At 71.2% G+C, this 13,252-nt stretch carries 8 protein-coding genes; 6 read left to right on the top strand and 2 right to left on the bottom strand.

Going from position 1 to position 13,252, the window contains the following annotated elements:
- The first annotated feature begins 30 nt into the window (after positions 1-30).
- From fxsBH to fxsT, 3 genes are all read left to right on the top strand, one after another.
- Positions 31-2,346, top strand: coding sequence for a radical SAM/SPASM protein FxsBH, inactivated beta-hydroxylase extension form (gene fxsBH / locus AMK21_RS28190; protein WP_073881993.1), 2,316 nt, complete (start codon positions 31-33; stop codon positions 2,344-2,346).
- A gap of 112 nt (positions 2,347-2,458) precedes the next feature.
- Positions 2,459-3,805, top strand: a complete 1,347-nt coding sequence (gene fsxC, locus AMK21_RS28185; protein WP_158070733.1) for an FxsC protein — start codon at positions 2,459-2,461, stop codon at positions 3,803-3,805.
- Positions 3,802-7,734, top strand: a complete 3,933-nt coding sequence (fxsT, locus tag AMK21_RS28180) for an FxSxx-COOH system tetratricopeptide repeat protein (RefSeq protein WP_073881991.1) — start codon at positions 3,802-3,804, stop codon at positions 7,732-7,734. The genes fsxC and fxsT overlap by 4 nt, the downstream gene beginning before the upstream one ends.
- Positions 7,735-7,777: 43 nt before the next feature.
- Here fxsT and AMK21_RS28175 read toward each other — a convergent pair whose 3' ends face one another.
- The gene (locus AMK21_RS28175; protein ID WP_073881990.1) at positions 7,778-8,686 is read right to left on the bottom strand and encodes an alpha/beta fold hydrolase; all 909 of its coding nucleotides are present in this window, start codon (positions 8,684-8,686) and stop codon (positions 7,778-7,780) included.
- A gap of 350 nt (positions 8,687-9,036) precedes the next feature.
- Here AMK21_RS28175 and AMK21_RS28170 point away from each other — a divergent pair, with 350 nt between their 5' ends.
- The gene (locus tag AMK21_RS28170; protein WP_073881989.1) at positions 9,037-10,122 is read left to right on the top strand and encodes a S1 family peptidase; all 1,086 of its coding nucleotides are present in this window, start codon (positions 9,037-9,039) and stop codon (positions 10,120-10,122) included.
- 58 nt (positions 10,123-10,180) lie between these two features.
- Here AMK21_RS28170 and AMK21_RS28165 read toward each other — a convergent pair whose 3' ends face one another.
- Positions 10,181-10,678 carry a phospholipase gene (locus tag AMK21_RS28165; RefSeq protein WP_073881988.1) on the bottom strand — a complete coding sequence of 166 codons (498 nt, stop codon included), beginning with the start codon at positions 10,676-10,678 and terminating at the stop codon, positions 10,181-10,183.
- A gap of 272 nt (positions 10,679-10,950) precedes the next feature.
- On the opposite strand from AMK21_RS28165, the gene AMK21_RS36365 reads away from it, so the two are divergent.
- The gene (locus tag AMK21_RS36365; RefSeq protein ID WP_234422067.1) at positions 10,951-11,379 is read left to right on the top strand and encodes a hypothetical protein; all 429 of its coding nucleotides are present in this window, start codon (positions 10,951-10,953) and stop codon (positions 11,377-11,379) included.
- 118 nt (positions 11,380-11,497) lie between these two features.
- A complete protein-coding gene (locus tag AMK21_RS36360; RefSeq protein WP_234422066.1) occupies positions 11,498-12,949 on the top strand; it encodes a hypothetical protein in 1,452 nt (483 codons plus the stop codon).
- The last annotated feature ends 303 nt before the right edge of the window (positions 12,950-13,252 follow it).

Genomic DNA, 13,252 nt, shown 5'->3' with positions numbered 1-13,252 from the left:
CGGTGCGGAACGCTGGACTAGACTGGTGGAATGACAGGACCCGCGGTCCCATTCCGCGAAATCGTTCTGAAGGTTCACAGCAGGTGCGATCTTGCCTGCGATCATTGTTATGTCTACGAACATGCTGATCAGAGCTGGCGAACCCAGCCGAAGACAATCTCTGACCATGTTGTTTCCCGGACGGCTCAACGCCTGGCGGAGCACGCCAGGACCCACGCCCTGCCCTCCGTGTCAGTGATCCTGCACGGAGGGGAGCCCTTGCTCGCGGGACCGGCCCGACTGCGCCGCGTCTGCGAAAAGTTCACCTCGGCCCTGGCGGGCCTCGCCGAGCTGGATCTGCGCATCCACACCAACGGCCTCCAGCTGAGCCCCCGTTACCTCGACCTGTTCGACGAGTTCGACGTCAAGGTGGGGATCTCCCTCGACGGCGACCGCGCCGCCAACGACCGCCACCGCCGCTATGCCGACGGGCGCAGCAGCCACCCGCTGGTCCTCAAGGCCGTGGAACTGCTCCGGCAGGACCGCTACCGCCATCTCGACCTCGGCCTCCTGTGCACGATCGACATCGCCAACGACCCGGTCGCGGTCCTCGACGCGCTCACCGAACTCGAACCGCCGCTCATCGACTTCCTCCTCCCGCACGCCACCTGGGGCGAGCCGCCGCCACGCCCGGACGGATCCCCCACCGCCTACGCCGACTGGCTCCTCACCATCTTCGACCGCTGGCAGGAGCAGGGGCGCCCGGTGCCGGTCCGCCTCTTCTCCTCGGTGCTCTCCACCCTGAGCGGCGGCCCCAGCCTCACCGAGTCCCTCGGACTCGCCCCCACGGACCTGGTCGTCGTCGAGACCGACGGCCGGCTGGAACAGGTGGACTCCCTCAAGAGCGCCTACGAAGGCGCCGCGGCCACCGGGTTCGACGTGTTCACCCACAGCTTCGACGAGGTCGCGGCGCACCCCGGGGTCCGCGCGCGCCAGCTCGGCCTGGCCGGCGTCAGCGAGACCTGCCGCCGCTGCCCCGTCGTACGCTCGTGCGGCGGCGGGCTCTACACCCACCGCTACCGCTCGCCGGGCGGCTTCGACAACCCGTCCGTCTACTGCGCCGACCTGGCCGCGCTGATCCGGGGCATCGAGGACCGGACCGCCGCCGCCACCGAGGCGCCCGCCGTCCGCGACCCGTGGGAACTGCTCGCCGCCCAGCAGGATCTGACCCGCACCCTGCTCGCCGCCCTCCATGACGGCCTCGACGGCAGCGGCGGGGAGGTCTGGGAGTCGGCGTGGGCGCTGGCCGCCGAGGTCGAGAGCGACCCGGCCGGGCAGACGGCCCTCGACCTGGTCCTCGCCCACCCCTACACCCGCACCTGGCTGCTGGACACCCTGGAGGCGGTACGGGCCGGCCGGCCGGTGGAAGGCCCCCCGGTGGAGCGGCTCGCCGCCTCGGTGGCCGCCGCCGCCGTGCACGCCGGGCTCGACCTGGCCGTCCCGGTGGTCCACCGCGCCGGCCGCCTCTTCCTGCCCACCCTCGGGGAGGTCCGGGCCGGCGGGACGGGCGAGGCGGGCACGGCTCTGGTGCGGGCCGACGGCGAGGGGTTCACCGTCCGCACCGAAGGGGGCGCGCTGCACATCGCGCGGGGGGCCGGGGAGGGCCCGCGCTGGTCGCCCGTACGCCGCCTCGGGGCGGCCCGGGGGCCCGGTCCCGTACAGGCCGCCGATGGGCCCGGTCCCGTACCCACACGCGTACTGGACGATCTCGATCCGTACCGCACCTGCTTCGGCACGCCCGCCGCCGAACGGCTCTCCCCGTCGGCCGCCGACGCCTGGTCCGCCTCCCTCGCGGCCGCCTGGGAGCTGCTGGCCCGGACCGTCCCGGAGCAGGCGGCCGAGGCGGCAACCGTCCTGACCACGCTCACCCCGCTCGCCGGGGGCGCGCCGGTCCGGACCGGCCGCCACGGGTACGGGGCGCTCGGCATCGCGGCCGGGGGTGATGCCCACGCCTTGGCGGCCGCCCTGCTGCGCGGATTCCGGCAGGCGAAACTTCGGGCCCTGGCCGAGGTCACGGACCTGTACGCCTCGGACGGTTCCTGGGATCATCGGATGCCCTGGCAGGAGGAGCCCGTTCCGTTCTCCCGGCTGTTGTCGGAGACTCATGAGCGGGTCGGGCTCGGCCTCTTCGCACCACGGTTCCTCGCCGGGGTCCCGCAAGCGCTCGACATGATCGAAGAGGCGGCCGAAACGACCGTCGACGGAAAGCAATTGCTCGCTGTGATGCGCAAAGAGATCAACGGTACACACGGGACATCCGGGAGGAACGGTTGCAAGACCGATACGGAGCGCGCCGCAATGCGGTGAACAGGGGAACGGTTGACTGAAAAGTAGCGTTCAATGACCGAACGGCAGGGGGGTGGAGCGTAGTCCGCTCCGGAATGATGAATTCGCTCGCATTTCCTTTCCTACTCCTCAAATGCGAGTGCTCACACAGGACGGGGGTCGTGTGCACGCATCGACGCAGCAGCGAGCGGCGGACCATCGGCCGTACTTCTTTCTGAGCTACGCCCACACGCCGGGCCACGGCAGCGGAACGGACCCCGATATGTGGGTCGAACGCCTTTTCCGTGACCTGTGCGGCCATGTGCTGGCCATGACGGATCTTCCCGCCGGCGCGTCCCCCGGCTTCATGGACCGCGAGATACGTTCCGGCGAGGGCTGGTCGGAACGGCTCGGCGAAACCCTCGCCACCTGCCGGGTCTTCGTCCCGCTGTTCTCGCCGCGCTACTTCGCCAGCGAGATGTGCGGCAAGGAGTGGCACGCCTTCGAGCAGCGCGCCATCCACCACCGGGCCCGCTCCAACCAGCCCGCCGAGGCGATCGTCCCGGCCCTGTGGGTACCGGTGCCGCCGAGCCAACTCCCGGGATCGGCCGAGCGGTTACAGTTCAACCACCGCGACTTCGGCGACCGGTACGTCACCGACGGCCTCTACGGCCTCATCAAGCTCAGACTCTTCGCCCAGGAATACGAACGGGCCGTCTACGAACTGGCCAAGCGCATCGTCCGGGTCGCCGACACCGTACGCATCGACACCGGCAGACCCGTCGACTACCGCCTCGCCCCCAGCGCCTTCGGCTCCCCCAGCAGTGGGGTCGGCGCCCCCCGGCCGATGCGGATCACCATCGCCGCACCCACCCGCCACGACCTGCCCGACGGGCGCAACGGGGACTACTACGGCGACCACCCGCAGGACTGGAACCCCTACCACCCGGCCGCCGCCCGCCCGCTGGCCTATGTCGCCGAGGAGCTGGTGCGCTCGCTCAACTACCAGGCGCAGATCACCTCGTTCGACGAGGAGTCGGGCAGGCCCGAGGGGAAGTCGCCGCCCACCACCCCCGAGATCCTCCTCGTCGACCGCTGGGCTCTCCAGGACGAGGACCGCCGCCGCAGGCTCGCCGCCTTCGACGCGGAGGACCGGCCCTGGGTGACCATGATCGTGCCGTGGAGCCGAGAGGACCACCAGAGCCGGGCGGCGGAGGCCGAACTGACCGAGAAGCTCGAAGCGACCATGCCGGCCAAGATGCGTCATGGACGGACCTTCTGCCGCGCCGCGGCCAGGGGGGTGCCCACGATGGAGGCGTTCGGCCAGATCCTGCCCCAGGTCGTCGAGGTCGCCGCCCAGCAGTACCTGAAGCACGCGAAGGCCTACCCGCCGGTCACCGGCGGAGGGCACGGCGAACGGACCCGGCTGACGGGCCCCATGGGCCACACCAGCTACACACCCGATCCGCACGACCCTGCGACGGAAGCGGAGGACCTATGAGTGCCGGTCGTGACGGGCGCATCGTCACCTTCTACTCGTACAAGGGCGGCACGGGGCGCACCATGGCCCTGGCCAACACCGCCTGGATCCTCGCCGCCAACGGCAAAAGGGTGCTGGCCGTCGACTGGGATCTGGAGGCACCCGGACTCCACCGGTTCTTCCACCCCTTCCTCGACCCCGCCACCCTCGGCGCCACCACCGGCGTGATCGACCTGATCACCGAGTACGCCTGGGCCGCGACCAGCCCCGCCCAACGCGCGGAGGACTGGCACCGCGACTACGCCCGCATCCAGCCGCACGCCGTATCGCTGACCCCGGAGGCGCTCGGCTGGGAGTTCCCGCAGGGCGGCACCCTCGACTTCGTCTCCGCCGGACGCCAGAACCGCGAGTACAGCGCGACCGTCTCCACCTTCGACTGGGACAACTTCTACGACCGGCTCGGCGGCGGCCACTTCTTCGACGCGCTGCGCGAGGACATGAAGTCCAACTACGACTACGTCCTCATCGACAGCCGGACCGGCCTCAGCGACATCGCCGACATCTGCACCGTCCACCTCCCTGACGTCCTCGTCGACTGCTTCACCCTCAGCGACCAGTCCATCGACGGCGCCGCCTCCGTCGCCCGCCAGATCGCCGAGCGCTACACCGGCCGGCCCATCTCCATCTTCCCCGTCCCCATGCGCATCGACGAGGGCGAGAAGGAGAAGGCGGACGCCGGACGGGCGCTGGCCCGGCTCAAGTTCGACCGGCTGCCCCGCGACCTGTCCGGGGACGAACTCACCGCCTACTGGGGTGCGGTGGAGATCCCCTACCGCCCGTACTACGCCTACGAGGAGACGCTCGCCACCTTCGGCGACGAGGCCGGGCTCACCAACTCCCTCCTCTCCGCCTTCGAACGGCTCGCCGCGGTCATCACCGACCGCGAGATCACCTCGATGCCCCCGGTCGGCGAAGAGGTACGCCTGCGGATCCGCGACGCCTTCACCCGGCGCCGGCCCGCCCTGCCCGCCGACCTCTTCCTCAGCTACGTGGCGGAGAACCGGATGTGGGCCGACTGGATCGAATCGGTCCTCACCCGGGCCGGCTTCCGGGTCGTCCCGCGCGACGTCTCCGCCGAACCGGTCGCCCCGGAACCGGCCCTCACCGCCGCGAGCGCCGCCCGTACCGTGGTGCTGCTCTCCAGCGCCTACCTCAAGTCGCAGCGCGCGGTCGACCTGTGGGAGCGGGCCGTCGCCGAGGACCCGGGCGGCGGCCGGCGCCAGCTGCTGCCGCTGCGGGTCGGAGACGTACGGCTGTCCGCCCCGTACATCGACCGCAACCCGGTCGACCTCTTCCGGCTGGACGAGGTCCACGCCACCACCGCCCTGATGCGCGCCCTGGACCGGCCGGTGCAGCCCGCCGACGGGGTCTCGCCCGGACCGCGCTTCCCCGGCACCGTCCCCAGGATCTGGAACGTACCGCCCCGCAACCCGGGATTCACCGGCCGCTCCCTCGTCCTGGAGCGGATGCGCGACCAGCTCGGCGGCGGCATGGCCGTCGTCCTGCCGCAGCCCCAGACCCTGTACGGACTCGGCGGCGTCGGCAAGACCCAGGTCGCTCTGGAGTACGTGCACCGCTTCATGGCCGACTACGACCTGGTCTGGTGGATATCGTCCGAACAGGGCGACGACGTGGTCGCCTCGCTGGCCGAACTCGCCGTCCGGCTCGGCGCCCAGGGCGGCGAGAACATGGCGGCCGCGTCCCAGGAGGCCGTCGACCTGCTGCGGCGCGGGGTGCCCTCGGAGCGCTGGCTGCTGGTCTTCGACAACGCCGACGACCCCGAGACGCTGCGCCGCTACTTCCCGCAGGGCGGCTCCGGCCACATCCTGGTGACCTCCCGCAACCAGAGCTGGTCCCAGCACGGGGACGCGCTGCCTGTCGACGTCTTCCTGCGGGAGGAGTCGATCGAGCACCTCCAGCGCCGGGCCTCGGGCCTGACCGACGAGGACGCCGACCAGGTGGCCACCGCCCTGGGGGACCTGCCGCTCGCCGTCGAGCAGGCGGCGGCCTGGATCGCGGAGACGGCCACCCCCATCGACACCTACCTCGAACAGCTCGCCCAGCAGGCGCCCCAGGTGCTCGCCCTCAACCAGCCCGCCGGCTACCCGGAACCGGTCGCCGCGACCTGGAACATCTCCATCGCCCGGCTCCAGGAACGCTCGCCCGCCGCGGTGCGCCTCCTCCAGCTCTGCGCCTTCTTCGCCCCCGAGCCGATCTCCGCGAACCTCCTCTACAGCAAGGAGATGATCGAGGCGCTGAAGCCGTACGACTCCTCGCTCCAGGAGAAGCTGGTGCTGGGCAGGGTCATCCGGGAGGTCGGCCGGTTCGCCCTCGCCAAGGTCGACCAGGTCTCCAACTCCATCCAGGTGCACCGCCTCGTCCAGGCCGTGATCAAGGCCCAGCTCAGCGAGGAGGAGCAGCGCGAGGCCCGGCACGTCGTCCACCGCATCCTGGCCGGCGCCCGGCCCGACGACGACGAGCCGATCGACAACCCGGAGACGTGGCCGCGCTTCGCCACGATCTGGCCGCATCTCGGCCCCTCCGACGCCCGCAACTGCAAGGAGCCGGAGACCCGCAGGCTCCTGATCGACCGGGTCCGCTACCTGTGGAAGCGCGGTGACGTCAGGACCGCGGGGACGCTGGGGGAGGAGCTGCGGCAGACCTGGCTGGAGATGCTGGGCGAGCGCGACCTGCAGTACCTCTACCTGTGCTTCCACCTCTCCAACATCCTGCGTACACGGGGGCGGTACGTGGAGGCCAAGGAGCTCGACGAGTTCACCCTGCGTCGGCAGCGGGAGGTGCTCGGCCCCGAGCACCCGCACACGTACATGACCACCAGCAGCCTGGCGATCGACCTGGGGCTGCTCGGGGACTACGGCCGGGCGATCGAGCTGGCCACCGAGGCCCACGACGGCTTCAGCCAGATCTTCCACGACTCGCACCCCAGGACCCTGGCGGCCGCCAACAACCTGGCCCTGAACCTGCGCAGCATCGGTCAGTACGCCCGGGCCCGCGAGATCGACCAGGACGTCTACGACCGGCGCACCGAGGTGCTCGGCGCGAAGCACCCCTACTCCCTCTCCTCCGCGATGAACCTCGCCCGCGACCTGCGGGAGGTCGGCCGGTACGAGGACTCCGTGGGCCTGCTCAGCCGCACCTACGAGAGCTTCAAGGAGACGCTCGGCCGCACCTACCCGACGACGCTGAGCGCGGCCAAGAGCCTGGCGGTGTCACTACGACGGGCCGGCCGGTTCGAGGACGCCCACCGGCTGACGGTCGCCACGCGCGCCCGGTACCGGGCCAAGTACACCTCCGCCAACCCCGACTCGCTGGCCTGCGACCTCAACCTGGCGGCCGACCTGTTCGCCGCCGGTGACGCGGTCCAGGCCAGGGACACGGCCCAGGAGGTCGTGGACCAGTACATGAAGGTGCCGGGGGAGAAGCACCCGTACACCCTGGCCGCCCAGAACAACCTGGCCGTCTACCTCTCGGGGACCGGGGAGGCGGAGCGGTCGGAGAAGATCCTGGCGCACGTGGTGGCCTCGATGCGGGAGCGGTTCGGCCGGGAACACCCGAACACCCTCTTCTGCGTCATGAACCTGGCCAACGCCACGGCGGACCGCGGCGATCTGCCCCTGGTGCTGGAGACGGAACAGCGGCTGGCGACCCAGCTGACGGCGGCGCTGGGGGCCCACCACCCCGAGACCCTGGCGATGATCTCGAACATGGCGGTCACGCTGGACGCGATGGGGCGCGAGGACGAGGCAGCGCAGCTGCGGAGTGAGCTGCTGGGCGAACTGGCCCGGCAACTCGGCGACGAGCACCCGCTGACCCAGCGCGCCCGGGACGAGCGGCGCTTCCGGCGCGAACTGGAACCGCTGGCGGTGTGAGAGCGGGCGACCGGGCCCGTTGCGGCGGGCCCGGCCGACCGGGTCACCCCGGCGCGGTGGCGGGCAGCGGCTCGCCCGGGGGCTCCCGCTCGTCCAGCAGCCAGTTGAGGATGCGGGGGAGCACGGAGAGCGCGTCGAAGTGCGCCGCCGCCGGTTCCAGTACGGCGGTGGCGCCCGGGATCTGCCCGGCGAGCCAACGGGAGTGGCCCACGGGCGAGAACACGTCCTTCACCCCGTGCCAGAGCAGCACCCGGCCGGTGATGTGGGCCGGATCGAACCCCCAGGGACTGCAGAACGCGATGGCGTCGTCGATCCAGCCGTACGCCGACGTGCGCAGCCCCTCGCTGTAGTTGCGCAGCAGCATGGACCGGATTCCCGCGTCGTTGACCACCATCCGGTCGGAGTCGGTCAGCTCCCGGCGCAGATCGTCCAGGAGCCGGACCGGGTTCTGCCGGATCTGTGCCGAGCGGACGATGAAGGACTCCGCGAGGGAGTCCGGGTCGGCGGCGGCCGTGGAGTACGCGAGCACGTTGGACGCGGCCATCCCGTCGAACCAGTCGAGACCGGCCGCGCCCCAGGGCGCCAGCGTGACCAGAGCGGCGGTACGGGTCACCCGCTCGGGCAGCAGCGCCGCGCAGGCCAGCGCGTGCGGGGCCCCGCCGGAGCGGCCCACGACGGCGAACCGCTCCAGCCCCAGCCAGTCGGCGATCGCCCGGACGTCCTCGACGACATCGCTGACCCGGCGGCCCTCCTGCCGGTCGCTGCCGCCGTACCCCGGGCGGTCGTAGGTGATCAGTTGCGTACGGCGCTGATAGAGGACCATGCCGCGGGGAGCGGGCCCGAGGCGGCTGCCCGGCGTCCCGTGGAGCAGGAACACCGGTCTGCCCCGGGGGTCCCCCCGCCGTTCCACCATCAGATGCCGCCCGTCCGCCGCGCGCACCCGATTGCGCACCCGCGCCTCCTCAGCTCGGTCACCCGGCGTCTGCCGACCTTTTGATGATGACCCATCAGGGCGGTGACTGACACTCCTCGTCGACGTCCGGTCAGCCCGTTGTGGGGGCGAAAACAGGACAGGACTAGTCCTCACCCAGGGGCCGTCGGCGGTTGCACCGAGTGTTCGCGAACGGAACCGACATGGCATGACCCGCGGTAAGTGAACATCACGCGGGTGAAGCGTCGGTGTCGTGTGCACGTCCGGAAGTCGGCCTTGTGTGCTACCGGCCCTGTCGGAATAGTGAGCGCCCCATCCTCCGTGTACGAGCACCCCACTTGCTCCGTGCACGGCCCCACAGGAGGTCGAAGTTGAAGCATCGACGCATATCCAGGAAGCGCGCGACGGTGGCCGGATCGGCCGTGGCCGCCCTGGTCGTAGCGGGTTTCACGTTCCAGTCTGCGAACGCCAGCGATGAGGTACCCGAGTTCACGGCCAAGACGCTCAACGCGGACGCGGCCGGAAAGCTCGCCACCACGCTCGACCGGGACCTGGGCGCGGACGCGGCCGGCTCGTACTACGACAGCAAGACGAGGGCCCTCGTCGTGAACGTCGTCGACGAGGGCGCCGCCGAGCAGGTCCGCCGGGCGGGCGGCAAGGCCAGAGTCGTGGAGCACTCCCTCGCCGAGCTGAAGTCGGCCCGGCAGACCCTCACCGACAAGGCGACGATCCCGGGCACATCCTGGGCCGTCGACCCGGTGAGCAACAAGGTCCTCGTCACCGCCGACAGCACGGTCGACGGCGCGGCCTGGAAGCAGCTCTCGGCCGTGGTCGAGGGTCTCGGCGGCAAGGCCGAACTGAACAAGACGGCGGGCGAGTTCAAGCCGCTGATCGCGGGCGGCGACGCGATCTTCGGCTCCGGTTCCCGCTGCTCGCTCGGCTTCAACGTGGTCAAGGACGGCGAGCCGTACTTCCTGACCGCCGGCCACTGCACCGAGTCGGTCACCAGCTGGTCGGACACCCAGGGCGGCCCGGAGATCGGGGCGAACGAGGGCTCCAGCTTCCCGGAGAACGACTACGGCCTGGTCAAGTACACCTCGGACATCGCGCACCCGAGCGAGGTCAACCTCTACAACGGCTCCACCCAGGCGATCACCCAGGCGGGCGACGCGACGGTCGGCCAGCAGGTCACCCGCAGCGGCTCCACCACCCAGGTGCACGACGGTGAGGTCACCGCGCTGAACGCCACGGTCAACTACGGCAACGGCGACATCGTCAACGGCCTCATCCAGACGACGGTCTGCGCCGAACCGGGCGACAGCGGCGGCGCCCTCTTCGCGGGCGACACCGCGCTCGGCCTGACGTCGGGCGGCAGCGGCGACTGCTCCTCGGGCGGCACGACGTTCTTCCAGCCGGTCCCTGAGGCGCTCGCCGCCTACGGGGCCGAGATCGGCTGACGTAACACCGGACCACGGCACCAAGGAAAGGCCCCCGGTCCGGGGGCCTTTCCTGCGCTCAGGCGGCCTGGGCCAGGTTGCCGGAGTCCGCCTTTGCCGGGGCGATGCCGAAGACGTTCACGGCCTGGTAGTAGGTCCAGGCCGTGCTGTTGCACGACGTCCGCTTGGCGCCGGAGTAGGCGGCGCACACACGCTTGAGGTCCTCGTAGAAGGCGGAGTCGATGCGGGCCTTGTTGGCGGAGAACGTACCGGCGGCCTTGTAGTTCCGGTAGCCGAAGTCGTGGCGGGCACAGGCGGTCTGGAAGGGGAAGCCGAAGGGGTTGTCGGGGGAGCTGCTGCAGTAGTCCGTCGACCAGTCGAAGCCGTACGCGGCCCAGGCGCCCTGGTTCTTGCGGGCCGTGTTCCAGGCGTTGTGGCTGGAGGCGCTCGTCTGGGTCCAGGAGCTGAGCACCTGGGGCTTGTCTGCGGGGGCGGCCGAGGCGGAAGGGGTGGTGATCAGGGCGAGCGGGAGAGACAGGGCGACTGCGGCGAGCGGAGCCATGAATCGACGACGCATGAGCGACCTCCGTGGGGGTGGAAAGGGGCTGTCCTGGCTGTGCTCCTCGTCGGGTGGTACGAGGCCGCTCCAGAATGTCGCCATGCACCTGTCATGACTAGTCGTCGCGCCGACCTGACATCAGGAATTGGGGTGGACGTCAGATGGGGGGCCGACTCCGGAGCATATTCCTGACCGGCAGTCATAAAACCGTCTCCGATGGTCAAGTTGGCGGTGCGGGTTCGGGCCCGTAGCGGCGTTCCACCGGCCGCTGCCAGGGAGGGGGACAGCGGATGAACACCACCACACGCGACCAGGTCATCGCCGACGAGCAGAAGGCCGTGGACCGCGCGTACGACTGCTACGCCGAGCGGCTCGCCGAGATGACCGGGGCGGCGGCAGCCACGGCCGCCGCCAGCAACAAGGACGGCATCGCCAACCGGCTCGACGCCGAGGAGAAGGCGGCGGCGTACGACGGACTCGGCGGAGAATCACTGGTCACCGGGCGTGTGGACGCGCCGGACGAGCCGGGAGGCGAGCCCAGGCCCTGGTACATCGGGCGCAGGGCCGTCCCCGACGTCCGGACCCGGGACACCGTCGTCGTGCTGTGGACCAGCCCGATGGCGACGAAGTGGGCCGCGGTACAACCGCAGACGCCCGGCGACATCACCCTGCGGCAGGACTACTTCGACGAGCACGGGCGGTGCGGGGGCCCACCGTGAGCGCCGCGACCGTTTCCGCAGCCTCCTCGTCGACCGGCTCCTGCGGGAACTGGCCGCCCTCGCCCCGCGCCGTGGCGCGGACGGCACGATCCGCCGCAGCCTGGAACGCAACCGCCAGGTGGAACGCCTCATCGACCGCGCCTGGCCCTCACCGGGCGCCCGGGAGGCCCTGCGCAGCCTCTACGACTCGCCCGAGCTGTTACGCGCCTGTGCCGACGGCATCCTCGACGAGGAGGAGCAGGCCGCGCTGCACCGCCCCCGGGCCGACCGGGCCGAGGACGATCCGTGGACCCTGGACGACCAGGTCTGCCTTGAGGAGCTCCGCCACCTCATCACCGGCGAGCCTCCGCGGCGCTACGGCCACATCGTCGTCGACGAGGCCCAGGACCTGACCCCCATGCAGGCCCGTGCTCTGCGCCGCCGGGTCGCGAGGGGCGGCTCGATGACCGTGCTCGGCGATCTCGCCCAAGCCACCGGCCCGTATCCGTATCCCGGATGGGACCGGCTGGGCACGCTCCTGTCCGACCACGGTGACTGGCGCGTCGAAGAGCTGACCACCAGTTACCGCGTGCCCGCCGAGATCATGGAGTTCGTCGCCCCGCTGGCCCGCGCGGTCGCCCCCGCTCTTCCCTACCCGCGGGCGGTGCGGGCGGCCGGAGCGGACGCCGTACGGACGGTTGCCACCGAGCCGTGGAAGCTGCTCGGCGACACGGTCGCCCAGGTCGTCCGTCTGGTGGGCAGCAATGACGGACGCACGCTGCGTTCCGTGGCCGTCATCGTGCCCGACGACTCCGGTTGGCTCGAAGGGATCGGCCGGCATCTGGACGCCGCCGACGGGATCACGGAGCAGGAACGGGAGGCGGTCTCCGTCCTGGCCGCCCGCCAGGTCAAGGGCATGGAGTACGACCACGTCCTCGTCGTCGAACCCGCCACCATCGCCGATCGGGGGCCCTCCGGGCTGCGCCAGCTCTACATCGCGCTGACCAGGAGCACACAGAGCCTGACCGTCCTGCACACCGCGCCGCTCCCCGCTGCTCTGACGGACACAGGCGGCGGCCCGGCGGCACCGCGGCTCCGCGTCCCCGACTCCGGGACCGAATCCGAATCCCGGGCCGGCGCCGGCACCGAATCCGTACCGGCGGCGGAGAGCGGCATCCCGGCGGTCGGTTCGGACGTCCGGATCCGGGTGGTCGGCCACGCCACCGGCGGCAACTACCGGGTCGAGGCCATCTCACCCCCATGGACCGCCCCCTGCTCATGGCCGTACGCCACGGCTCCGCGCCGCCCACCGCCGGTGCGGAACTGGACGCCTGGGTGCTCCGCCACCTCTCCGGCGTCAGCTTCGTCACGGTCGACGAACGCGGCCGCAGGCCCATCTCGCCCACCATGGCCCCGCGCTGCGCGGCCGCGCTCGGAGTCGTCGCGGAACTGGCCGACGGGAGCGTTCCGGACGACTTCCGCCCGCGGCTCTCGGAGCTCAAGGGCATGGCCAACCGCTGCCTGCGCCTGGACCAGCACGACTGGCTGGACGTCTGGCGTGTCCTCGGCTCCCCGGACAGGTCACGTCTGAACGCCCTGCGGGACCTCGCCGCCCACCGCGTTCCGGCTGCCGGCTCGCCGGACCTGGACCGGTTCCGGGCCGAGCTGGAGCGCAGCGGCTGGGCGGAGGACCTGGACAAGGCCCGGAGGACCATCGAGGCACGCATCCACGCCGCGACCGGCCCGGTGACGGAGGGCCAGCTCCCCGTTCCCGGGCACGAGAACCCTGTGCCGCCCGAGCCGTTCGAGTCGTCCGAAACGCCCCCGCCGTCCGAGCCCGAGGAAGCTGAACCCATACCACCACGACAGCCGCCCCCGCCGCACCGGAAAAGAC

This window comes from Streptomyces sp. CB00316 (assembly GCF_001905595.1).
Taxonomy (GTDB): domain Bacteria; phylum Actinomycetota; class Actinomycetes; order Streptomycetales; family Streptomycetaceae; genus Streptomyces.
Note: the sequence above shows the minus strand (reverse complement) of the source record. Positions and strands in the feature narration are given on the sequence as shown.